The 25296-nt window shown below is 38.1% G+C and carries 21 protein-coding genes and 1 other annotated feature; of the genes, 20 read left to right on the top strand and 1 reads right to left on the bottom strand.

From position 1 onward, the window contains the following. Window positions 1-183 precede the first annotated feature (183 nt). From clpX to ysxE, 12 genes are all read left to right on the top strand, one after another. Window positions 184-1443 carry an ATP-dependent protease ATP-binding subunit ClpX gene (gene clpX, locus COO03_RS16065; protein WP_097898124.1) on the top strand — a complete coding sequence of 420 codons (1260 nt, stop codon included), beginning with the start codon at window positions 184-186 and terminating at the stop codon, window positions 1441-1443. Window positions 1444-1549: 106 nt separating this feature from the next. Next, on the top strand, window positions 1550-3220 hold the full coding sequence (gene lonB, locus COO03_RS16060) for an ATP-dependent protease LonB (RefSeq protein ID WP_141523118.1): 1671 nt from the start codon (window positions 1550-1552) through the stop codon (window positions 3218-3220). A gap of 231 nt (window positions 3221-3451) precedes the next feature. Then, a complete protein-coding gene (lon, locus tag COO03_RS16055) occupies window positions 3452-5782 on the top strand; it encodes an endopeptidase La (RefSeq protein WP_097898122.1) in 2331 nt (776 codons plus the stop codon). Beyond that, window positions 5779-6375, top strand: a complete 597-nt coding sequence (gene ysxC / locus COO03_RS16050) for a ribosome biogenesis GTP-binding protein YsxC (RefSeq protein ID WP_097898121.1) — start codon at window positions 5779-5781, stop codon at window positions 6373-6375. Before lon ends, ysxC begins: the two co-directional genes overlap by 4 nt. A 338-nt stretch (window positions 6376-6713) precedes the next feature. Further along, entirely contained in the window at window positions 6714-8051 is a 1338-nt protein-coding gene (gene hemA / locus COO03_RS16045) for a glutamyl-tRNA reductase (protein ID WP_097898120.1), read from the top strand. A 17-nt stretch (window positions 8052-8068) separates the two neighbouring features. Continuing rightward, window positions 8069-8902, top strand: coding sequence for a cytochrome c biogenesis protein (locus COO03_RS16040; protein ID WP_097898119.1), 834 nt, complete (start codon window positions 8069-8071; stop codon window positions 8900-8902). 15 nt (window positions 8903-8917) lie between these two features. Further along, the gene (gene hemC, locus COO03_RS16035) at window positions 8918-9847 is read left to right on the top strand and encodes a hydroxymethylbilane synthase (protein ID WP_097898118.1); all 930 of its coding nucleotides are present in this window, start codon (window positions 8918-8920) and stop codon (window positions 9845-9847) included. 2 nt (window positions 9848-9849) lie between these two features. Next, on the top strand, window positions 9850-10608 hold the full coding sequence (hemD, locus tag COO03_RS16030) for a uroporphyrinogen-III synthase (RefSeq protein ID WP_097898117.1): 759 nt from the start codon (window positions 9850-9852) through the stop codon (window positions 10606-10608). Window positions 10609-10637: 29 nt separating this feature from the next. Continuing rightward, complete coding sequence (gene hemB, locus COO03_RS16025; protein WP_097898116.1) at window positions 10638-11627, top strand: porphobilinogen synthase; 990 nt, start codon at window positions 10638-10640, stop codon at window positions 11625-11627. Beyond that, window positions 11627-12916, top strand: a complete 1290-nt coding sequence (hemL, locus tag COO03_RS16020; RefSeq protein ID WP_097898115.1) for a glutamate-1-semialdehyde 2,1-aminomutase — start codon at window positions 11627-11629, stop codon at window positions 12914-12916. Before hemB ends, hemL begins: the two co-directional genes overlap by 1 nt. A 139-nt stretch (window positions 12917-13055) precedes the next feature. After that, window positions 13056-14069 (top strand): stage VI sporulation protein D, encoded by a 1014-nt coding sequence (gene spoVID, locus COO03_RS16015; RefSeq protein WP_097898114.1) that lies wholly within the window; start codon window positions 13056-13058, stop codon window positions 14067-14069. A 106-nt stretch (window positions 14070-14175) separates the two neighbouring features. Next, on the top strand, window positions 14176-15201 hold the full coding sequence (gene ysxE / locus COO03_RS16010) for a spore coat protein YsxE (protein WP_097898113.1): 1026 nt from the start codon (window positions 14176-14178) through the stop codon (window positions 15199-15201). A gap of 27 nt (window positions 15202-15228) precedes the next feature. On the opposite strand, the gene COO03_RS16005 is transcribed toward ysxE, so the two are convergent. Further along, a complete protein-coding gene (locus COO03_RS16005) occupies window positions 15229-15423 on the bottom strand; it encodes a hypothetical protein (protein ID WP_097898112.1) in 195 nt (64 codons plus the stop codon). Between the two features lie 253 nt (window positions 15424-15676). After that, window positions 15677-15908, top strand: a binding site (T-box leader). 38 nt (window positions 15909-15946) lie between these two features. Between COO03_RS16005 and COO03_RS16000 the strand changes: the two genes are divergently transcribed. The 8 genes from COO03_RS16000 to mreD all read left to right on the top strand — a co-directional run bounded on the left by COO03_RS16000 (window position 15947) and on the right by mreD (window position 25274). Beyond that, window positions 15947-18592 carry a valine--tRNA ligase gene (locus tag COO03_RS16000; protein ID WP_097898111.1) on the top strand — a complete coding sequence of 882 codons (2646 nt, stop codon included), beginning with the start codon at window positions 15947-15949 and terminating at the stop codon, window positions 18590-18592. A 96-nt stretch (window positions 18593-18688) separates the two neighbouring features. Beyond that, window positions 18689-19990: a bifunctional folylpolyglutamate synthase/dihydrofolate synthase gene (locus COO03_RS15995; protein WP_097898110.1), complete on the top strand. Its 1302-nt coding sequence runs from the start codon at window positions 18689-18691 to the stop codon at window positions 19988-19990. Between the two features lie 168 nt (window positions 19991-20158). Further along, complete coding sequence (locus tag COO03_RS15990; RefSeq protein ID WP_097898109.1) at window positions 20159-21115, top strand: stage II sporulation protein B; 957 nt, start codon at window positions 20159-20161, stop codon at window positions 21113-21115. A 225-nt stretch (window positions 21116-21340) separates the two neighbouring features. After that, window positions 21341-21916 carry a Maf family protein gene (locus tag COO03_RS15985; RefSeq protein ID WP_097898108.1) on the top strand — a complete coding sequence of 192 codons (576 nt, stop codon included), beginning with the start codon at window positions 21341-21343 and terminating at the stop codon, window positions 21914-21916. 47 nt (window positions 21917-21963) lie between these two features. Beyond that, on the top strand, window positions 21964-22641 hold the full coding sequence (gene radC / locus COO03_RS15980; RefSeq protein WP_097898107.1) for a RadC family protein: 678 nt from the start codon (window positions 21964-21966) through the stop codon (window positions 22639-22641). A 159-nt stretch (window positions 22642-22800) separates the two neighbouring features. Further along, window positions 22801-23817, top strand: coding sequence for a cell shape-determining protein MreB (mreB, locus tag COO03_RS15975; RefSeq protein ID WP_097898106.1), 1017 nt, complete (start codon window positions 22801-22803; stop codon window positions 23815-23817). A gap of 41 nt (window positions 23818-23858) precedes the next feature. Continuing rightward, entirely contained in the window at window positions 23859-24716 is an 858-nt protein-coding gene (mreC, locus tag COO03_RS15970) for a rod shape-determining protein MreC (protein WP_097898105.1), read from the top strand. A 12-nt stretch (window positions 24717-24728) separates the two neighbouring features. Continuing rightward, a complete protein-coding gene (gene mreD, locus COO03_RS15965; RefSeq protein ID WP_097898104.1) occupies window positions 24729-25274 on the top strand; it encodes a rod shape-determining protein MreD in 546 nt (181 codons plus the stop codon). Window positions 25275-25296 lie beyond the last annotated feature (22 nt).

Genomic DNA, 25296 nt, shown 5'->3' with positions numbered 1-25296 from the left:
AAAAGTTCCTTTAAAAGTCGAATATACATATTTCAAAAGTTTTAAAAACTTTTTATTTGTACATAACTAGTCATATTATTTGTATTTCTCGCCACGTAGTGACATAATATGTATTTACATACGATACATTTATCGTGTACATACGAAGGCAAGATATTAGCACTTTGTAAGGGGTGTGAAAATATGTTTAAATTTAACGATGAAAAAGGGCAATTGAAATGTTCTTTCTGTGGTAAAACACAAACGCAAGTTCGAAAGCTTGTTGCTGGTCCAGGTGTTTATATTTGTGATGAGTGTATCGAGCTTTGTACAGAGATTGTGCAAGAGGAGCTTGCGAAGGACGAAGAAGTAGAATTCAAAGATGTACCGAAACCGGTAGAGATTCGTGAAATCTTAGATGAGTATGTCATCGGACAAGATAATGCAAAGAAAGCACTAGCGGTAGCGGTATACAATCATTACAAACGCATCAATTCTAACAGCAAAATTGATGATGTAGAATTGGCGAAGAGTAATATCGCACTTATCGGGCCAACAGGTAGTGGTAAAACACTATTGGCACAAACATTAGCGCGTATTTTAAATGTTCCATTTGCAATCGCGGATGCAACATCTTTAACAGAAGCTGGATATGTAGGGGAAGATGTAGAAAACATCTTACTAAAACTAATTCAAGCTGCTGATTACGATGTAGAGAAAGCGGAAAAAGGAATCATTTATATTGATGAGATTGATAAAGTGGCTCGTAAGTCAGAAAATCCATCAATTACACGTGATGTATCTGGTGAGGGTGTGCAGCAGGCCCTTCTGAAAATTTTAGAAGGTACTGTAGCAAGCGTTCCACCTCAAGGTGGTCGTAAACATCCACATCAAGAGTTTATTCAAATTGATACAACGAACATTCTATTCATTTGTGGCGGTGCGTTTGATGGCATTGAGCCAATTATTAAACGTCGCCTTGGTGAAAAAGTAATTGGATTTGGTTCAGAGAAGAAAAATGCGGATGTAAATGAAAAGCATGTTTTATCTCACGTATTACCAGAGGACCTTTTACGATTTGGTTTAATTCCAGAGTTTATTGGTCGTCTTCCGGTTATTGCGAACCTAGAGCCGCTTGATGAAGGTGCTCTTGTTGATATTTTAACAAAACCGAAAAATGCACTTGTAAAGCAGTTCCAAAAATTATTGGAGCTTGACGATGTTGAGTTGGAATTTGAAGAAGGCGCACTGATTGAAATTGCGAAAAAAGCAATTGAACGTAAAACAGGTGCTCGTGGACTTCGCTCTATTATTGAAGGCTTAATGCTGGATGTAATGTTCGAACTTCCATCTCGTAAAGATATCGAGAAATGTATTCTTACAAAAGAAACAGTAACGGACAACGCACCACCGAAATTGGTATTACAAGACGGTACTGTACTGGATACAAAAACATCTGCATAATGTAAGTGAGAAACAGCAATTTTTATAATTGCTGTTTCTTATTATGTTTAGCACTATTCCTCCCCGGAAATACTAAATGGTAAAACATAGCGGGAGGAAATGAATGATGAGCTGGACAAACATATTCTTACTTGTTCAACTTGTTTTTGGTGTCATTGTTGGATTATACTTCTGGCATTTGCTCCGAAACCAGCGAACACAAAAAGTTTCAATTGATCGAGAATCGAAAAAAGAATTAGAACAACTTCGTAAAATGCGTGAAATTGCTTTAACAGAACCGCTTGCTGAAAAGGTACGACCGAATTCTTTTCTAGACATTGTAGGACAAGAAGACGGGATCAAATCATTAAAGGCAGCGCTTTGTGGTCCGAATCCGCAACATGTCATTATATATGGACCTCCGGGAGTAGGGAAAACAGCGGCAGCACGTCTTGTGTTAGAAGAAGCAAAGAGAAATCCAAAGTCACCATTCCGTAGTAGTGCAACGTTTATTGAACTCGATGCAACGACAGCTCGCTTTGATGAACGCGGTATTGCTGATCCTTTAATCGGTTCAGTGCATGATCCGATTTATCAAGGTGCAGGTGCAATGGGACAAGCAGGAATCCCACAACCGAAAAAAGGCGCCGTAACAGATGCGCATGGCGGTATTTTGTTCATTGATGAAATTGGTGAGCTGCATCCGATTCAAATGAATAAAATGTTAAAGGTATTAGAAGATCGCAAAGTATTTTTGGAAAGTGCGTACTACAGTGAAGAAAATACAATGATTCCAACATACATACATGATATTTTTCAAAAAGGCTTACCAGCCGATTTTCGTTTAGTTGGAGCGACAACTCGTTCTCCGGATGAGATCCCTCCTGCTATTCGTTCACGTTGTTTAGAGGTTTTCTTCCGTGAACTTGATACGGAAGAGATTCAAAAAGTAGCGAAGAACGCAGCCGAAAAGGTAAAAATGGAAATTGGGGCACAAGGGATTGAAATGATTGGAATGTATGCAAGGAATGGGCGAGAAGCCATTAATCTTGTGCAGATTTCTGCTGGAATGGCGATCAATGAAGATCGTTCTTTTATTAAGGATGAGGATATTGAGTGGGTTGTACACTCTAGTCAGCTTACTCCAAAGTATGAGAAACGAATTTATCCGATTCCAAGGATTGGTCTAGTAAATGGCCTGGCGGTATATGGGCCCAATACAGGTGCGCTATTAGAAATTGAAGTAACAGCTATTCCTGCTCAGGATAAAGGGACAGTCAATGTTACAGGAATTGTGGAAGAAGAGAGCATTGGTAGTCAAACGAAATCAATTCGCCGTAAAAGTATGGCAAAGGGGTCAGTGGATAATGTATTAACCGTGCTCCGCTCTTTAGATTTGTTGCCAGAAGGATATGATATACATATTAACTTCCCAGGCGGTATTCCAATTGACGGACCTTCAGCAGGAATTGCAATGGCAACAGGAGTATACTCAGCCTTGCATCGCGTTTATGTGAATAATGAAATTGCGATGACAGGAGAAATAAGCATTCATGGGGAAGTCAAGCCAGTAGGCGGCGTATATGCAAAAGTGAAAGCGGCGAAAAAAGCAGGGGCGAAAAAGGTCATTATTCCTGCTGAAAATATGCAGCCATTTTTATACACGATAAAGGGTATTGAGATTATTCCTGTTCGAAAACTAAAAGAAGTTTTTGAGTTAACATTCGTACAGGAAAAATTACATCGTGAAATTGATGTGCATCGTAAGTTAGATGAAGGTGATGTACAATCGATGTAAAATGAAATTCAATAGGGCTTTAAGAAGTGTTTTCCTTTTAGGTAAATGCGAAACAGAACAGATAATATTTGCCAGACTTCGTTTAAGTTTGTATGCTTAAGCGGGGTCCCTTTTTTCTTTTATAGAAAGAAAAGTAGGAGATTTGCAATTGTAAAGAATCTCTGCAATTGCATCAAGGTGTATTGTAATATAAAATAGTTGAACAGGAGTTTAATTTATTATGGAGGTGCTATGTCTAGTATGAATACGAACGAAAGAATTGTGCCCCTCCTACCATTAAGAGGCGTTCTCGTATATCCAACGATGGTTCTGCATCTTGATGTAGGACGTGATAAGTCGATACAAGCACTAGAGCAGGCAGCAATGGATGAAAATATCATCTTTTTAGCAATGCAAAAAGAAATGAATATCGATGATCCAAAAGAAGATGACATATATAGTGTAGGTACAGTGGCGAAAGTAAAGCAGATGTTAAAACTGCCGAATGGTACGCTTCGTGTCCTGGTAGAAGGTTTACATAGAGCAGAAATAGTAGAATTTATTGAAGAAGAAAATGTAGTACAGGTTTCTATTCAAACGGTAACAGAGGAAGAAGAAGGCGATTTAGAAGAGAAAGCTCTTATGCGCACGTTACTTGAACATTTCGAGCAGTATATTAAAGTCTCAAAAAAGGTTTCAAATGAAACGTTTGCAACAGTAGCTGATGTAGAAGAGCCAGGCCGCTTAGCAGATTTAATCGCTTCTCATTTACCGATTAAAACGAAACAAAAGCAAGAAATTTTAGAGATTCTATCAGTGAAAGAAAGATTACATACACTTATCTCCATTATTCAAGATGAACAAGAACTACTTAATTTAGAAAAGAAAATTGGGCAAAAAGTGAAACGTTCGATGGAGCGTACGCAAAAAGAATACTTCTTGCGTGAACAAATGAAGGCGATCCAAACAGAGCTTGGTGATAAAGAAGGTAAGGGTGGCGAAGTTGAAGAGCTTCGTGAAAAAATCGAAGAGGCAGGAATGCCAGAAGAAACAAAGAAGGCTGCCCTAAAAGAATTAGATCGTTATGAGAAGTTGCCAGTAAGCTCTGCGGAGAGCGGTGTGATTCGTAATTATATGGATTGGTTATTAGCACTTCCGTGGACAGAAGCAACAGAGGATATGATTGACCTTGCACATTCTGAAACGATTTTAAATAAAGATCATTATGGTCTTGAAAAAGTGAAAGAACGTGTACTGGAATATTTAGCTGTACAAAAGTTAACAAATTCTTTAAAAGGACCGATTCTTTGTCTAGTAGGACCTCCTGGGGTCGGAAAAACATCATTAGCACGCTCGATTGCAACATCGTTAAATCGTAATTTTGTCCGTGTTTCCCTTGGTGGTGTTCGTGATGAATCTGAAATTCGAGGTCACCGTCGTACATATGTTGGAGCTATGCCAGGTCGTATTATTCAAGGGATGAAAAAGGCAAAGACAATCAATCCAGTCTTTTTATTAGATGAGATTGATAAGATGTCCAATGATTTCCGTGGTGATCCGTCTGCGGCGTTACTTGAAGTATTAGACCCAGAACAAAATCATAACTTTAGTGATCATTATATTGAAGAGCCATATGATTTATCAAAAGTTATGTTCGTTGCAACTGCAAACACACTTGCAAGCGTTCCAGGTCCGCTTCTTGATCGTATGGAAATTATTTCGATTGCTGGTTATACAGAGATTGAAAAAGTACATATTGCTCGTGAACATTTATTGCCAAAGCAATTAAAAGAACACGGCTTACGAAAAGGGAATCTACAAGTGCGTGATGAGGCGCTTCTTGAAATCATTCGTTATTATACACGTGAAGCGGGTGTCCGTACGTTAGAGCGTCAAATTGCTAAGATTTGTCGTAAAGCAGCGAAAATCATTGTTACAGAAGAACGTAAGCGAGTTGTTGTAACGGATAAAAATATTACTGACCTTCTAGGTAAGCATATATTCCGTTATGGACAAGCTGAAAAGAGAGACCAAGTCGGAATGGCAACTGGTTTAGCGTATACAGCTGCTGGTGGCGATACACTTGCAATTGAAGTTTCTGTATCACCAGGAAAAGGGAAATTAATTTTAACAGGGAAACTTGGGGATGTTATGAAAGAATCCGCACAAGCTGCATTTAGTTATATTCGCTCTCGTGCAGAAGAACTTCACATTAATCCAGATTTCCATGAAAAGAACGATATTCATATTCATGTTCCAGAAGGAGCAGTTCCAAAAGATGGTCCATCAGCTGGGATTACAATGGCAACGGCACTTATTTCTGCGCTAACAGGCGTTCCTGTAAGTAAAGAAGTTGGTATGACGGGTGAAATCACCCTTCGTGGTCGCGTATTACCAATTGGTGGTTTGAAAGAAAAAACATTAAGTGCTCACCGCGCGGGCTTAACAAAAATTATTTTGCCAGCAGAAAATGAAAAAGATTTAGATGATATTCCAGAAAGCGTAAAAGAAAACCTTACGTTTGTGCTTGTGTCTCATTTAGATGAAGTATTGGAGCACGCATTAGTAGGAGTGAAACAATGAAAGTAACAAAAGCAGATATTGTAATTAGTGCTGTTAGACCAGAACAATATCCAGATAGTGACTTACCAGAAATTGCATTAGCAGGTCGTTCTAATGTTGGGAAGTCTTCCTTTATTAATAAAATTTTAAATCGTAAAAAGTTAGTGCGTATTTCTTCTAAACCAGGAAAAACGCAAACGTTAAACTTTTTCTTAATCAATGAAATGATGCACTTTGTCGATGTTCCAGGTTATGGATATGCGAAAGTATCGAAATCAGAGCGAGCGGCATGGGGCAAAATGATTGAAACTTACTTTACAACGCGTGAACAATTAGATGCGGCTGTATTAGTAATTGATTTGCGTCATCCACCAACAAATGATGATGTCATGATGTATGATTTCTTAAAGCATTATGAAATTCCTACAATTATTATTGCAACGAAAGCTGATAAAATTCCGAAAGGGAAATGGCAAAAGCATTTGAAAGTTGTAAAGGAAACGCTTGATGTGGAAGCTGGCGATGAAGTGGTTCTATTTTCTTCCGAAACAGGACTTGGAAAAGAAGAAGCATGGAAAGCCATTCATAAGTTTACAAAAACAAAAAACGCGTGACGATTCGTCGCGCGTTTTTTTGTTACATTATGGAACAATCATACATAATTTTCTGCATGGTGAAAGAAGATAGAGAAAGAGAGTATTTCAATTCTTATGGAATAGTTTCCATCACTTGATTCTGACAGTTTTTTTTGGTAACGTACAAATAGAGTTATTATCTTGTAATGATTATAAAGTAAAATATTTATTTTGGAAGATTTGGTTTGTCTCCTGTAAGCAGTAGGCAGAACGAATAAAAAAATTCTTGTTGTTCACACGATTGTCAGATTCATAACAGGAAAGTTGTATTATGATAGTAGATAAGGTGATAAAACGGGTGAAGGGGGACATGCTGCGTGCATATTCTTGTTGTTGGTGTAAATTATCGAACAGCCCCTGTAGAATTTCGTGAGAAACTCACATTTCAGGCAGCAGAGCTAGAAAGGGCAATGACAACATTACAGAATCAAAAGAGCGTGTTAGAGAATGTCATTGTATCAACGTGCAATCGCACTGAGATTTATGCTGTCGTCGATCAATTACACACGGGACGATATTACATTAAGAAATTTTTAGCTGAATGGTTTCAGCTTGAGATAGAAGAGGTTTCGCCATACTTGTCTATTTTTGAACAAGATGGTGCTATTGAACATTTATTCCGTGTAACGTGCGGATTAGATTCTATGGTGGTCGGTGAAACGCAAATTTTAGGTCAAATTCGAGATAGTTTCTTAGAAGCGCAAGAGATAAAAGTAACAGGGACGATTTTTAATGAATTGTTTAAACAAGTGATTACGCTAGCGAAGCGTGCTCATTCAGAAACAACAATCGGTGAAAGTGCGATGTCTGTTAGCTATGCTGCGGTTGAACTTGGAAAGAAAATTTTTGGAGATTTAACAGATTGTCACGTTTTAATTCTTGGCGCTGGAAAAATGGGTGAACTTGCGCTGCAAAACCTGTATGGAAGTGGAGCGCGCAAAGTAACAGTTATGAACCGTACGTTTACGAAAGCGGAAACAATGGCTGAGAAATATATGGGACATGCAAAACCGTTAAGTGAATTACAATGTGTATTATTAGAAGCAGATATTTTAATTAGTTCAACTGGTGCATCAGATTATGTCATTACGAAAGAAATGATGACAAGAGTAGAACGGCTGCGCTGTGGTCGCCCGCTATTTATGGTTGATATTGCAGTGCCGCGTGATATTGATCCGGCAATTGATGAGCTAGAAGGATCTTTCTTGTATGATATTGATGATTTGCAAGGAGTAGTCGAGGCAAACCGCGCTGAACGTTTAAAAGAAGCGGAAAAAATTCAACTTATGATTGAAGAAGAAATCGTTACATTTAAAAGCTGGGTAAATACGCTTGGGGTTATTCCTTTAATTTCAGCTCTTCGTGATAAAGCACTAGCTATTCAAAGTGAGACGATGCAAAGTATTGAACGGAAAATTCCGACGCTTAATGATCGTGAGAAAAAAGTAATTAGTAAGCATACGAAAAGTATCATTAATCAACTGCTGAAAGATCCAATTTTAGTAGCAAAAGAGTTAGCAACAGAAGAGGGAGCTACGGAAAAGCTCGCTTTATTCGCGAAAATCTTTGATTTAGAAGTGGAAGAAGAGGTCGTAGAATATACGGAAGAGCCGAAACATAAACGAGCGTGGACAACATCCGTTCCATCTTTATAACATGGAAGGATGGTCGGATGAGCTTTTTAAATAATAGTATTATTTATCATATCGCAATTATTTTATATGCTTGTAGTATTAGTTTATATTTTATAGATTATTTCCAAAGTAACCGAAAGGCGAATCGACTTGCTTTTTGGTTACTTTCAATTGTATGGGTACTTCAGTCTGTTTTTATGCTACTACGGGCTACAGAATCAGAAACAAATCCGATTTTAACTTTACTGTCAGGAATTTATTTTTATGTGTGGTTATTAATTACAATGTCATTAGTAATCAATCGATTTATGCGCATTGACTTTTTAGTTTTTTTTACAAATGTCGTCGCTTTTGGCGTAAGCGCTTTTTCTATTTTTACTCCGATCGGAAAGATGTCGCCGATACTAGCGCATCAATTAGTTTCAGAGCTTGTATACGTCCATGTAGGCATGGCGATTACTTCATATGCGGCATTTACAGTGTCATTTATTTTTTCTATTATGTACTTGCTGCAATATCGATTATTAAAACAGAAAAAATGGAATGCAAGATTAAGACGGTTAGGAAATTTATCGAAGCTTGAGTCTATGTCATATGGATTGAATCTATTTTCTGTTCCGTTTTTCTTACTAGCTATTTTGCTTGGATGCATATGGGGATATACAAAATTAGATAATTTCCATTGGTATGACACGAAAGTAATCGGGTCTTTTGTTGTTTTATTTGTCTATTGTGCGGGTCTATATTTACGAGGATCGGATACATTGCAAGGTAAGAAGATTATACATTGGAACATTGGAGCCTTTCTCGTGATGCTAGTCAATATTTTTCTATTAAGCAGTTTATCGAACTTCCACTTTTGGTATTTATAATGAGGAGAGAAAATTATGCGCAAAATTATTGTAGGTTCAAGAAAGAGTAAGTTAGCATTAACGCAAACAAATTGGTTTATTGATCAATTAAAAGCGCTTGGCTTGCCATATGAATTTGAAGTAAAAGAAATTGTTACAAAAGGCGATGTCATTTTAGATGTGACACTTTCAAAAGTAGGCGGGAAAGGTTTGTTTGTAAAAGAGATTGAACATGCATTGCTTACAAAAGAAATCGATATGGCTGTACATAGTATGAAGGATATGCCAGCTGTGCTTCCAGATGGATTAACCATTGGATGTATACCAAAGCGTGTCGATCCGCGTGATGCGTTTATTTCGAAGAACGGAGAATCTTTCGGAGACTTACCAGAAGGTGCGATACTTGGGACAAGCAGTTTAAGACGCAGTGCACAGCTATTGGCCGCTAGACCAGATTTACAAGTGAAGTGGATTCGCGGGAATATCGATACGAGATTACGTAAATTAAAAGAAGAAGACTATGATGCAATCATTTTAGCAACAGCTGGATTACAAAGAATGGGCTGGGATGATGATGTCATTACAGAACACTTAGATGAAACATTGTGCGTACCAGCTATAGGACAAGGTGCTTTAGCGATTGAATGTCGTGAAGATGATAAAGATTTATTGCAATTATTATCACATATCAATGATGCAGTAACAGAACGAACAGTGGCTGCCGAACGAGTATTCCTTCACAAGCTTGAAGGTGGTTGCCAAGTACCGATTGCTGGCTATGCAACGCTTCAGGAGAATAATGAAATTGAATTAACAGCGCTTGTTGGCTCTATGGATGGTTCAGTTTTGTTAAAAGAAACAGTTGTAGGTGTGAGCCCTGAGCAAGTTGGATTAGAAGCTGCAGATCGTTTAATGAAACAAGGAGCAAAAGAGCTCATTCTCGCTGCAAATAAGGAGCAACATTAATCATGGACGCTCTCGCTGGCAAAACAGTATTGGTTACACGGGCCCAGCATCAAGCAAAACAAATGAGTGCAGCGGTGAAAAAAGAGGGCGGAATTCCAGTGGAAATTCCGCTTTTGCGTATGGAAGGAGCATCTCAGCAAACGTTTCAAAGTGTATCTCAACAGTTGAATGTATATGACTGGATTATTTTTACGAGTAAAAACGGGGTAAGCTTCTTTCTGGATAGTTTAGGCAAGAACATGCCTTCGACTGTACAGATTGCCGCAGTAGGTGTAAAAACAAGGCGGGAGTTAGAAAAAAGAGGTTATCAAGTTCATTTTGTTCCAACTGCGTTTGTTGCTGAAACTTTTGCAGAGGAGTTTGTAAAAAAATTAACCGGGAAAGAACGTATGTTATTTCCAAGAGGAAATTTAGCTAGAGATGTTATTCCGAATAAACTGCGGGAGCTTGGGGTGCTTTTAGAAGAGCTGGTCGTATATGAAACAAAACCAAATTATATGAAGCGTCTAGAACTGATCGAAGCTTTAGAATCAGGTAAGATAGATATTGTGACATTTACGAGTCCCTCTACAGTTGTAAGCTTTGTGGAATTACTTAAGGGTACAAACTGGAGAGAATGGATAAAAAAATGTACAATTGCTTGTATAGGACCGATAACAGAACAAGAGGCAAAGCGTTATTTTGCTGATGTCATCGTTCCAGAAGAATACACAGTGGAATCGTTAATACAATGCATTTCTAAATTGAATCTAAATGCATAATTTAAATAAAAGAATGGGGATAGAAATCTATGAATTCTTTACAATTTAATCGTCATCGTCGCTTAAGACAAAGTGGAAATATGCGTGCACTTGTACGTGAAACATTTTTACATACAGAAGATTTTATTTACCCTATTTTCGTACTTGAAGGTGAGAATGTTCGTAACGAAGTTCCTTCTATGCCAGATGTATATCAAATTTCCTTAGACCTTTTGCAAGCTGAAATGCAAGAAGTTGTAGATTTAGGTATTCGTTCTGTTATCGTATTTGGTTTACCTGCTGAAAAAGATGAAGTTGGCTCTTCCGCATATTGTGAACACGGCATTGTACAACGTGCGATCAAACAAATTAAAGAACAGTTTCCAGAGTTAGTAGTAGTTGCGGATACGTGTTTATGTCAATATACAAGCCATGGTCATTGTGGTGTGATTGAAGATGGCGTTATTTTAAATGATGAATCCCTTGAGATTCTTGCAAAAACAGCAGTAAGTCAGGCGAAAGCAGGAGCGGATATTATTGCCCCATCTAACATGATGGATGGATTTGTAACAGCAATTCGCCATGCATTAGATGAAAATGGTTTTGCACACGTCCCAGTTATGTCATACGCTGTGAAATACTCATCTGCATTTTATGGTCCATTCCGCGATGCAGCGCATGGTGCGCCGCAGTTTGGTGATCGTAAAACGTATCAAATGGATCCAGCAAACCGAATGGAAGCATTACGTGAAGCTGAGTCAGATGTAATGGAAGGAGCAGATTTCTTAATTGTAAAACCAGCTCTTTCTTATTTAGATATTGTTCGCGATGTGAAGAACAATTTCAATTTACCAATCGTTGCATATAACGTAAGCGGAGAATATTCCATGATTAAAGCGGCAGCGCAAAATGGTTGGATTAATGAAAAAGAGATTGTACTTGAGAAATTATTAAGCATGAAACGTGCAGGAGCAGACTTAATTATTACGTATCATGCGAAAGATGCAGCACGATGGTTACAAGAGGGAGGCGCACAGTAATGAAAAAGTTTGATAAATCCATTGAAGCATTTGAAACGGCGCAAGATTTAATGCCTGGCGGTGTAAATAGTCCAGTTCGTGCCTTTAAATCTGTTGGCATGAATCCGCTGTTTATGGAGCGCGGGAAAGGTTCTAAAGTGTACGATATCGATGGGAATGAATATATCGACTACGTATTATCATGGGGACCACTGATTCACGGGCATGCGAATGAGCGCGTTGTAGAATCATTAAAAGCTGTAGCGGAAAAAGGGACAAGCTTTGGTGCACCAACAGAAATTGAAAATAAATTAGCGCAGCTTGTTATTGAGCGTGTACCATCAATTGAGATTGTACGTATGGTAAACTCCGGTACGGAAGCAACGATGAGTGCACTTCGTTTAGCGCGTGGTTACACAGGTCGTAATAAGATTTTGAAATTTATTGGTTGTTACCACGGCCATGGCGATTCATTATTAATTAAAGCAGGTTCTGGTGTTGCAACGCTTGGTTTACCAGATAGCCCAGGTGTACCAGAAGGTGTAGCGCAAAATACGATTACAGTAGCGTATAACGATTTAGAGAGCGTGAAATATGCTTTCGAACAATTTGGTGACGATATCGCTTGTGTTATCGTAGAGCCAGTGGCAGGAAATATGGGGGTAGTTCCACCGCGGCCAGGATTTTTAGAAGGACTTCGTGAAGTGACGGAGCAAAATGGTGCGTTGCTGATTTTTGATGAAGTAATGACAGGATTCCGCGTTGCTTATAACTGTGGACAAGGGTATTACGGTGTAACACCTGACTTAACTTGTTTAGGAAAAGTAATCGGTGGTGGTCTGCCGGTCGGAGCATACGGCGGTAAAGCAGAAATTATGCGCCAAGTTGCACCAAGCGGACCAATTTACCAAGCAGGTACATTATCTGGTAACCCTCTAGCAATGACCGCAGGTTATGAAACATTAGTACAATTAACACCAGAATGTTATAAAGAATTTGAACGTAAAGCTGAAATGCTAGAAAATGGCCTGCGTAAAGCTGCTGAAAAACACGGCATTCCGCATCATATAAACCGTGCAGGTTCTATGATCGGTATTTTCTTCACGAATGAACCGGTTATTAACTACGATGCAGCAAAAACTTCAAACTTAGAATTCTTTGCAGCTTATTATCGTGAAATGGTAGAGCAAGGTGTATTCTTACCACCTTCTCAATTTGAAGGTTTATTCTTATCAACAGCACACAGTGATGCGGATATTGAAGCAACGATTGCGGCAGCAGAAATTGCAATGTCAAAATTAAAAGCATAAAGTGAAACTTTAANNCCTGACAACCTTTTTATTATGTCGTATATTGCCAACGCGCCGATATATGAAAAATGGATAGGAAGCGTCTATGTATAGTTTGATTTTTTACTCATAAAAAGACCCCCAGACACATAAACCTGTAATGACATACAGTTTGGGAGGGGGAAAAGAAGTGACAACAGATCATTCATTACGTTTTTCATTAAAAGAATCGGTTTGGTTCCAAAGCGGACAGGAAGTCGAAGAACTTTTGTCAATTTCGTTAGATCCAGACGTTGAGATAGAAGAGCTTGATTATGAGGTAATTGTAAGAGGGCAGTTAGATTTAACAGGGGAATATGTTGCTAGACAAGATGACTCTGAATTTTCACTGAGGGAGTTATCTCCCGCAAAAGCAATTGATTATGTAGAAACAAGAGAAGACGGGGTAAACGAACTCGTCCATTCTTTCCCACTAGAAATTTCGATTCCGCGAAATCGAGTAAAACAAATTGAAGAATTGTATGTTTCGATTGAAGAATTTGATTATGAACTAAAAGAAAATGGCTGTTTACAACTATTAGCGGATATATCCATCTCTGGCCTGTGTGATGAAGAGAGAGTGCCAGATGAAATGGAAGAGGTAGAAATTGAGTATGCGGAAGTTAAGAGAGAGCAGGAAATAAAAGCTGTAGATGAGGAGAAAACATCGGTAGAGGCTGAAGAAGTAACGCTTCACACAGAATCAAATGGATGGGAAGATTATGCATTTGAACCGTTTCAATTAGAGGAGCGGAAAGAACAGGGGTTAGAAGAGGAAGTAGAACAAGAAGAGCGGGAAAAAGAACAAGAAGTCACACCTCAATTTGAATTGTTCGGCCGGAAGGGTTTTAAGAAAGAGAAAGTAGAGAAAGTGAAAGAAGAACAGGAAGAATCATTATACTCACAAAGAGATGAAAATGCACTATATTTAACGAAATTATTTACAAAAGAGCCGCAGGAAGAGTTCACAAAGTTACGGATGTACTTCGTGCAAGAAGGGGATACAATTGAATCGGTTGCAGAGCGTTATGAAACGTCTGTACAGCACTTACACCGCATCAACCAAACGGATGACATTTATTTAACCGCAGGGCAGGTTATATATATACCTGTTTCAAAAGCGAAGGTAAAGTGAGTGAAGAATTTTCTTCACTCACCTCTTTTCTTTCATTTTCCTGTTTGTGAAGGGTGATTTAAGTTTTGTTTTATTTGTATTTTTTGAATGAGAAAGGATCAGTCGTATGGATATAGAATTACGAAATCGCTATGAACCAATCGTCAGACGATATCAACTGGACACCCAGCATATGGAAGAACACGGAAATGTAATGAAAATTTATACGAATCAAGGTCCATATGCATTAAAGAAATTACCAGATAAAAGATTAGAGCGGAATAATTTCATGCATCATATTCAATATTTAAAAGAAAAAGGATTTTCAAATTATGTACCTATTTATCATGCGACGGACGGAAATTATATTTTAAGTGATGGAACATATAGTTATTATTTAATGCCTTGGCTTGAGCGAGCGGAAGGGCATGGGGAGGACAATGACCAATATCATAAAATGTTTCAGACATTAGCGATGCTCCACCAAAAAACGATAAAAGAAGAAACATATACAGAAGAAGCTTTGGAGGGTCATTATACGAATATATCAGAGCGCTGGGAGAGGGAGGGAGAGACGTTAGAGCAATTTCTTGTAGAATCTGAGGCGAAGTGGTACATGTCTCCGTTTGAATTACAATATTGTACGTATTTTCATCATGTCATGAGGGCACGTGATTTTGCAACAAAACAACTGACTGAGTGGTATGAAGCGATGAAAGAGAAAGAGAAAACGCGCGTTTCTTTTGTGCATGGAAATGTATCACTCAATCATTTTTTATTTGACTATGAACGGAATGGTTATTTTATTAGTTTAGAAAGATCCCAGTTCGCAACACCTGTGCAAGATATTGTTAGCTTTTATTCCCGCTCTTTGAACACATATCCAATTGCGAGAAGCGATCGCTTTGAATGGTATCAAGCATACCAAAAGAATTTTCCATTTACAAAAGAAGAGCAGCTCTTAATGTTCGCTTATTTAACGTATCCCTCCCCATTTATTCGACAAATTCATTCTTATACAAGCGCACAACAAGTTCGTAATAAACAGAAAGAACTGCATGGTGTGAAAATGTTACAGCAATCACATTGGCTTGTAAGTAACGTAGAGTATTTTATTTCACAATTACAAGCTGCGCAGCAAGGAAATGGATAACAGCCGTAGTCTCAAGGTTCTTTGAGGCTACGGCTGAAAATGTAAGCGGATTGTGGCTACAACAAAAATAATAAGGATGATGAAATCTAAAAAGGTTGGAAATAGTAAAGTGCGAATCCCTTGGAAAATAGTAAGTGGGATTGCAAAATCAGAAAACATTGTTTGCAAATTTCTGGCCCATGAAGGAGCAGAAAAATTGTAGGTGCGTCGATATCGTCGCATAATGATTCCCCCGTATAGGAAGTGTAACTGCTTTATTGTCATATAGGAAAGGTGAAGGTAATATTACAGTATGCAGGATAAGTACCCAAGGTGCTTGTGTTGTATTTTTTAGTTTCTTGCATATATTATAAAAAACTGGTTAAGCTGATTGAAAATAGAATGTAATCATTCTAGATGTAAGTCGAAAAATATTTTTATCTTGACGAATATGGTTTCGTTTTTTACACTATTGTATATAATAAATAACAATTATATAAATGCATTGAAGGGGAAGAGTATAACATTAAACGTCTTCAGAGAGGAGAATTATTAGCTGGGAGATTCTCTAGATAGTCATGTTAGAAGGTAGCCCTGGAGCATCTTTTCTGAACGGAGTCATTCTCATTAGGAAAAGACGGATTTGTCCGTTATCAAATTAAGAGTATAAGCAAATTTTGAATTTGTTTGTAAATAAAGGTGGTACCGCGATGTCCCTCGTCCTTTTTGGATGAGGGGCATTTTTTATTTTGAAGGAGGGAAAGTAATGTCAAACACGGAAAAGAATTTACCAACTAAATATGATCATATGTCCGTTGAAGAAGGCCGTTATAAATGGTGGCTTGAGGGCAAATATTTCGAAGCAACAGGAGATGAAAAGAAACAACCTTATACAATTGTAATCCCACCGCCAAACGTAACTGGTAAGTTGCACTTAGGTCATGCTTGGGATACGACGCTTCAAGATATTTTAACTCGTACAAAGCGTATGCAAGGTTACGATGTATTATGGCTTCCAGGAATGGACCATGCTGGTATCGCAACGCAAGCGAAAGTAGAAGGAAAACTTCGTGAAGAAGGTATTTCACGTTACGATCTTGGCCGTGAGAAGTTCCTTGAAAAAGCTTGGGAATGGAAAGAAGAGTACGCTTCTCACATTCGTCAACAATGGGGGAAAGTTGGTTTAGGACTAGACTATTCTCGCGAACGTTTCACATTAGATGAAGGTTTATCTGATGCGGTTAATAAAGTATTCGTTCAATTGTACGAAAAAGGCTTAATTTACCGCGGTGAATATATTATTAACTGGGACCCAGCAACACGCACGGCTCTTTCTGATATTGAAGTAATTCATAAAGATGTTCAAGGTGCATTCTACCATATGAACTACCCATTAACAGATGGCTCTGGTCACATTCGTCTTGCAACAACTCGTCCAGAAACGATGCTTGGTGATACAGCAGTAGCAGTACATCCAGAAGATGATCGTTACAAACATTTAATCGGAAAAACAGTTACACTGCCAATCGTAGGCCGTGAGATTCCGATTATTGCTGATGAATACGTAGAAAAAGACTTCGGCACAGGCGTTGTAAAAATTACACCAGCTCATGACCCGAATGACTTTGAAGTAGGTAACCGTCATGACTTACCACGTATTTTAGTAATGAACGAAGATGGAACGATGAACGAAAAGGCTGGTAAGTATAACGGTATGGATCGTTTTGAATGCCGTAAAGCGTTAGTGAAAGATTTACAAGAAGCTGGCGTATTAGTAGAAATCGAGCCTCATATGCATGCAGTAGGTCATAGTGAGCGTAGCGGTGCAGTTGTTGAGCCTTACTTATCAACACAATGGTTTGTAAAAATGGCTCCACTTGCAGAAAAAGCAGTAGAACTTCAACAAAAAGAAGAAGAGAAAGTAACGTTCGTACCAGATCGTTTTGAAAACACGTACTTGCGTTGGATGGAAAATATTCATGACTGGTGTATTTCTCGTCAGTTATGGTGGGGACACCGCATTCCAGCTTGGTACCATAAAGAAACTGGTGAAGTGTACGTAGGTACAGAAGCACCAGCGGATATTGAAAACTGGAATCAAGATAACGACGTACTTGATACATGGTTCAGTTCAGCGTTATGGCCGTTCTCAACACTTGGTTGGCCAAATGAAGATGCAGCAGACTTTAAACGTTACTATTCAACAGATGCTTTAGTAACTGGTTATGACATTATCTTCTTCTGGGTATCTCGTATGATTTTCCAAGGTTTAGAGTTTACAGGAGAGCGTCCATTTAAAGACGTATTAATTCACGGTTTAGTTCGTGATGAGCAAGGACGTAAAATGAGTAAATCTCTTGGTAACGGTATTGATCCGATGGATGTTATCGAGAAGTATGGTGCAGATGCAATGCGCTACTTCTTATCAACAGGAAGTGCACCAGGTCAAGATTTACGTTTCAGCATGGAGAAAGTAGAATCTACTTGGAACTTCATTAATAAAATTTGGAATGCATCACGCTTCGTATTAATGAACATGGATGACATGAAATATGAAGAAATCGATTTAACTGGTGAAAAATCAGTTGCTGATAAGTGGATTTTAACTCGTTTAAATGAAACGATTGAAAGTGTAACACGTAACATGGATAAATATGAGTTCGGTGAAGCTGGTCGTTCATTATACAACTTCATTTGGGATGATTTCTGTGACTGGTACATCGAAATGGCGAAGCTTCCACTATACGGTGAAGATGAAGCAGCTAAGAAAACAACGCGTTCTATTTTAGCTTACGTACTAGACCAAACGATGCGTCTATTACACCCATTCATGCCATTCGTAACAGAGAAGATTTGGCAGCATTTACCACATGAAGGCGAATCTATTACGGTAGCTGCATGGCCAACAGTTCGCGAAGATTTACAAGATAAAGAGGCGGCAGCAGAAATGCACCTTCTAGTTGATATCATTCGCTCTGTTCGTAACATCCGTGCAGAAGTAAATACGCCAATGAGCAAAAAAGTTCAAATGCAAATTAAAGCAAAAGATGAAGCGGTACTGACGCAGCTTACGAAAAATAGCTCTTACATTGAGCGTTTCTGTAATCCAAGTGAATTAACAATTAAGACTGATTTACAAGCGCCAGAAAAAGCGATGACTGCAATCGTATCAGGTGCAGAGTTATTCTTACCGTTAGCTGATCTTATCAATCTTGATGAAGAGAAAGCACGTCTTGAAAAAGAACTTGAGAAGTTCGATAAAGAAGTAGAACGTGTACAGAAGAAACTTTCAAATCAAGGATTCGTAGCGAAAGCTCCTGCAGCAGTTATTGACGGAGAGCGTGCGAAGGAGCAAGATTACCTAGAAAAACGCGAAGCAGTTCGTCAACGTCTAGCTGATCTTCAAAAATAAAAATTATTTTTAAGAGACTTGCCATATTGGTGAGTCTCTTTTCTTTGCGTATAATAGAGTTAAGAAGGTTGTTTTTTTGAAAGGGGAATAGCACGCGTGGTACATACATACGAAGAAGCAATCGGCTGGATTCATAGCCGATTAAAGTTTGGTATTAAGCCAGGATTAGAAAGAATGCAGTGGATGCTAGAGGAACTTGGAAATCCCGAGCGTCATATAAAATGTGTGCATCTTGCAGGTACAAATGGAAAAGGTTCAACTTTAACGTATATGCGTTATATGCTGCAAGCTGAAAACTATAAAGTTGGAACATTTACGTCTCCATACATTGAAACATTTAATGAACGAATTAGCGTTAACGGTACACCGATTGCAGATGAAGAAATTACTAAGCTTGTAAATATGGTAAAACCAGTTGTAGAAAAATTAGATGAAACAGATTTAGGAGAAGCAACGGAGTTTGAAATTATTACAGTAATGGCAATTTGCTATTTCGGTAAAGTAAACTTCTGCGACATTGTCTTATTTGAAACTGGTCTCGGCGGTCGTTTTGATTCTACAAATGTCATTCATCCGGTTCTAACAATAATTACAAATATCGGCCATGATCATATGCATATTCTAGGAAATACGCTAGGGGAAATTGCGTACGAAAAAGCAGGGATTATTAAATCGGGCGTTCCTGTTATTACCGGAGTACAGGATGAAGAAGCACTTGAGGTTATCAAAAAGGTTGCCAAAGAAAAGAGTGCAAGCTTGTATGAGCTTGGAAAACAATTTACAGCGATGCGTCAGCGTTCGGATGCAGATGGAGAGCACTTTGATTTTTCTTGTCCGTTTGCTTCGTTTGAGGAAGTTCGGATTTCGATGAAAGGAAGTCATCAGGTAGGCAATGCAGCATTAGCATTAATGGCAGTTATGTATCTTAAAACATATTTGTCATTCTTACTGGAAGAGGAGCATATTCGCACAGGATTAAGTGAAGCGTATTGGATTGGACGATTTGAAAAGTTGCAAAGTAATCCTGATGTCATTATAGATGGCGCTCATAATCCAGAAGGAATTACGAGTCTTGTAAAAACAGTGAAGGATCATTATAACGATAAAAACGTTATTGTTTTATTTACTGCCCTTGGTGATAAACAGCTAAACAACATGGTAGGACAATTAGAAACAATTGCAGATGAAATGGTTTTTACAACATTTACGTTTGATCGTGCGATTTCTGCTGAAGAGCTTGCGACTCACTCAAGTAAGGAAACAAAACAAGTTTTTGAGAATTGGAAAGAAGCCATTGATACGAAGATGAATCATCTTCAAGAAAGTGATGCTTTCATCATAACAGGTTCTCTTTATTTCATTTCAGAAGTTCGAAAATATATTCTTGAGAAAAACTAGGACAGCAACTGCTGTCCTAGTTTTTTTTGTTCTACAAATGAAGACGAATGCATAGATATAGGATAACTATATGGGGGAATTTGACGAATCCCTCTGACAAATATCTCGGTTTTTTATGCAATGAATATGATATGATGCGGACAACGATAAGAGGTGAGGTGTGAGCGTATGGACAAGCAATCACGAACAATCTCGGTTAAGGTAAACGGAATAGAAGCGAAGTATGAAGAAAAGAAGAAGGAAAAAGATGAGTTTGATTGGATGGAAGTCGATAGTGAAACTCCGCAAAATGTAGTCCCGTTTCAGAAAACAAAGATATCCTCTATCAAACAATATCAAAAAAAATGGAGCAATGCTCTTATCTTTACAGTTGCAGCTGCGATTATTATTGGCACGATGCTCGGAATGAGCATGCTTCATTTATTAACGGGGGAAGGGAGAACTGAAGAAGCGACGGTAACAGCTTCTCCGCAGCCGAGTGGAACAGAAACGAAGGAAGTAGGAACTGAGGAGAAGAAGAAAGAGAAGTCAAAGACAGGAAATGCGGCAGCTTTAGCGCCAATCACGCTATTTTTTGTTCAAGGAGGTCTATATTCCTCTGAAGAAAAAGGACAGGCTGCCATTCAAGAGTGGAAAGAGAATGGTGGCGCAGCAGCTTTAAAATCGAATGGTGATAAGTATTCACTTGTTGTGGCTATTGCTAGTGATGAACAATCTGTAGATAAATTAATGGAACAGTATAAGAAAGATGGCATCTCTGTTTTGAAAAAGAGCTGGGAGATTACCGATAAAGCATTGCTAAAAAATGATAAGGAATTTGGCTCCTTTTTAAACAAGTTACAGTCCTTATGTACTCATTTTGTAAAATATGCATCCAGTGTACAGGCAGGGGGAAAAGGTGATCAAAAAGAAATAGATGCGATAGAAAAGGAATGGAAGACAATTGAAAAAGAAGGAAAAGCAATGAAGCGTGAGGACGTGAAAAAATTATATACGTATGCATCCATAGCGGTACAAACGATTAAAGAAGGGAAGGGTGATAAGGAGGCAGTAGCAAAATTAAATCAAGTTGTTATTGATAGTTTACTTTCATATGAAAAAATAGTTTCACAAAAAGCGAAATAATAGGATAATAAAATGAAGAGGGAAGAAGTGTGTGAACTTCTTTCCTTTCTTTCGGTTTTATACTAGATCAAAGTGCTTTCTTTATGTACAGAATATAGTCGTATAAAAACGAAAACTTTTATTTCCTAAAAAGAAAATGATATTTTTACAATTTGTGGGGAAAATATTCATTTGATACGATCAAGTTATATGATTCTGTTACATGTAAGAAAGAAAGGAGAAAACATGAAAAAACTTATTTTAGCTTCTGGATCACCACGCCGTAAGGAACTACTTGAACTAGCAAACGTCCCGTTTGAAATTGTCGTAAGTGAAATAGAAGAAACAATCGGTGCATATTCGTCACCTTCTGATATTGTGATGTCACTTTCTTTGCAAAAAGCGTCTGCTGTAGCAGAAAATCACGAAGATAGTGTGGTATTAGGGGCAGATACAATTGTTACATATGAATCGCGTATTCTTGGAAAGCCTAACGATGAAGCGGAAGCGAAGAGAATGTTGCAGCTCTTATCAGGAAAAACACATGAAGTATATACAGGTGTTGCACTCATTTCAAAAGAAAAAACGGTCACATTTTATGAGCGCACAGAAGTTACGTTTTGGGAGTTAACGGAAGAAGAGATTGATGCGTATATTGCAACGAAAGAACCGCTTGATAAGGCTGGAAGTTATGGTATTCAAGGGAAAGGTTCTATCTTTGTTCACCATATTCAAGGAGATTATTACAGTGTAGTAGGTTTACCAATTGCGCGTCTTGTTCGTGAATTGAAACAGTTTGATAGCGATGTATCCCATGCGTGAAATTGCATGGGGTTTTCTTTGCGACAAATTGAAAAAGGAGTGAAGATATGAACGGTATTCGTGATGTTTTGAAAGAGGAACAGCCACGGGAGCGTTTATTATTAGAAGGAGCAAGCAATTTATCGAATCGGGAACTTCTTGCAGTGTTGCTTAGAACTGGTTCTAAGGAAGAATCGGTTCTAACATTAGCAGGCAAAATTTTGTGCCATTTTGACGGATTACGAATGTTAAAAGATGCTACAATAGAGGAGATGACAAGTATCCATGGTGTGGGGATCGCAAAAGCATCTCAGCTTATTGCTGCTTTCGAACTAGGACGAAGAATGGTGCGCCTAGAGTATCAAAATAGATATAGCATTCGAAGTCCAGAAGATTGTGCTAGGTATATGATGGAAGAGATGCGCTTTTTGCAACAGGAGCATTTCGTTTGTTTATATCTAAATACGAAGAATCAAGTGATGCATCGGCATACAGTTTTTATTGGAAGCTTAAATGCCTCAATTGTACATCCTCGCGAGGTGTTCAAGGAAGCCTTTCGCCGCGCAGCAGCCTCTATTATCTGTCTGCATAATCACCCTTCAGGAGACCCGACGCCAAGCCGCGAAGATATTGAAGTAACAAAACGGTTAGTGGAATGCGGTAAGATTATTGGAATTGAAGTTCTTGATCATATCATTATAGGCGACCATAAATTCGTGAGTTTGAAAGAAAAAGGTCATATTTAAGACTATTCTTTTTACTTATTTTGTTTTATAATGTGATTTATGAGTTTTTTGTAGACAATCATCTACAATAAAGGATGAAAAATATAAAAACGTACTGTTTTATTATAAATATAAAGTAAGAAAATGAGTCCGTGAAAATGAGAAAGGAAGATAGATGACATGTTTGGAATTGGTGGTTTTACTCGTGATCTTGGAATAGACTTAGGAACAGCGAATACGCTTGTATATGTGAAAGGAAAAGGTGTTGTTTTACGCGAACCTTCAGTTGTAGCACTGCAAACTGATTCAAAACAAATCGTTGCAGTTGGTAGCGATGCGAAACAAATGATTGGTCGTACACCAGGAAACGTAGTGGCTCTTCGCCCTATGAAAGACGGCGTAATTGCTGATTATGAAACAACAGCAACAATGATGAAATATTATATTCAACAGGCGCAAAAATCAAATGGATTTTTCTCTCGTAAGCCTTATGTAATGGTATGTGTTCCATCTGGGATTACAGCTGTAGAAAGACGTGCAGTAATTGATGCAACTCGTCAAGCTGGCGCGCGTGATGCATACCCAATTGAAGAGCCATTTGCAGCAGCAATTGGTGCAAACTTACCGGTTTGGGAGCCAACTGGTAGTATGGTTGTTGATATTGGCGGTGGTACAACAGAAGTTGCAATCATTTCATTAGGTGGGATTGTAACAAGTCAATCTGTTCGTGTTGCTGGTGATGATATGGATGATTCAATCATTCAGTACATTAAGAAAAACTACAACTTAATGATCGGGGAAAGAACAGCGGAAGCTTTAAAAATGGAAATTGGATCTGCTGGGGAACCAGAAGGTGTTGAACCAATGGAAATCCGTGGTCGTGATTTAGTAAGTGGTTTACCAAAAACAGTATTAATTAAACCAGAAGAGATTGCAGAAGCATTAAAAGATACAGTAGATGCAATCGTAGAATCTGTTAAAAACACATTAGAAAAAACTCCACCTGAGTTAGCAGCGGACATTATGGACCGTGGTATTGTATTAACAGGTGGTGGTGCATTACTTCGCAACTTGGACAAAGTAATTAGTGATGAAACAAAAATGCCAGTTCTTGTTGCAGAAAATCCATTGGATTGCGTAGCAATTGGAACAGGTAAAGCGTTAGATAATATTGACCTTTTCAAAACTGCTCGTTAATATTCCGAAATAAAAAACAATGAAATTAAGAGGGTGTGAACGTGCCACAGTTTTTCTTAAACAAAAGATTAATTGTTTTGTTAGTTAGTATTATTCTTCTCGTGGCATTGATTGGAATCTCATTGAAAGAACGGAAGAGTTTAACATGGCCAGAGCAGTTTGTAAAAGATGCTGTCGGTGTTGTAGAACGTGTATTCCAAAAGCCAGCGAATTATGTTGCCGGATTCTTTGAGAATGTAGAAGATGTAAAGCGCACGTATGAAGAAAATAAACAGTTAAAAGAAAAATTAGATAATTATGCGACGTTATCAGCAAACGTAGAAAATTTAAAAAAAGAGAACAAGGAATTAAAAGAGCAAGTTGGTATAAAAGATTCACTTGATGCTCACCAAGAAATTCAAGCTACTGTTGTCTCTCGTAATCCAGATAAATGGTACGATTTAGTTGGAATTGATAAGGGAGCACAACAAGGTATTAAGAAAGATATGGCTGTTATGACTCCAAAAGGCTTAATTGGGCGTGTGAAAAGTGTATCTCAATTTACGTCAACAGTAGAGTTGTTAAGCTCCATGAATCGTACAAACCGTATTTCTGCTGTTGTACAAGGAAAAGAAGATAGCATCTTTGGATTAATTGAAGGCTATGACAAAGAAAAACAATTACTTCTTTTCACAAAGATTTCATCTAATGTACAAGTAGAAAAAGGTCAGATGGTTGTAACATCTGGACTTGGTGATATTTTCCCGAAAGGTTTAGTGATTGGGAAAATTGTAGATGTTCAACCAGATGCATACGGATTAACACAAACAGCTTACGTAGAACCTGCTGCGGATTTAAATGATGTAAATCATATTATGGTTGCAAAACGAACTATGCCTTCAGCACCGTTAGAACAATAAGGGGGAGAAGAGATGACGACTATTTTAAAAAGGGCGGTTCTTCCTCTTCTGCTCCTTTTTGTTTTTTTATTTGAAAATATGTTTTCGACTGTAGTTCCGACAGAATTATTTTGGAAGGGTAGCATAGCAGCGCCGCATTTCCTTATCATTGTTCTATGTTTCATTACCGTTTATTACAGTCCCCTTCAAGGCATTTACTATGGACTATTATTCGGTTTTTTATTTGATACGGTGTACACAGAACTTGTTGGTGTATATATATTTGCTTATCCGATTTTAGCGTATCTTGTTTATAGTGCGATGAGAGTCTTGCAATTGAACTTATTTATTGTTTCTTTTATCGTATTAACGGGTATTGCAGCATTAGAGTATTATGTATATGGATTCTTAACGTTATTAGGACGTATTCACGTACCAGCGCATATCTTTTTCACAGATCGTCTCCTCGCTACTTTATTGCTAAATGGAATTTTCTTATTGATAGTTTGTTTCCCACTGAGACGATATCTTGTGCGTCTTTCAAAAGCGATGGAAGAAAAAGAAAAAAGGATTTTCTGATTTTATGTCGAATTGAATCGGT

This window comes from Bacillus sp. AFS098217 (genome assembly GCF_002551815.1).
In the GTDB taxonomy this organism is placed as follows: Bacteria; Bacillota; Bacilli; order Bacillales; family Bacillaceae_G; genus Bacillus_A.
The sequence above is the reverse complement of the archived record's forward strand: the minus strand, read 5'-3'. Positions and strand labels throughout refer to the sequence as shown.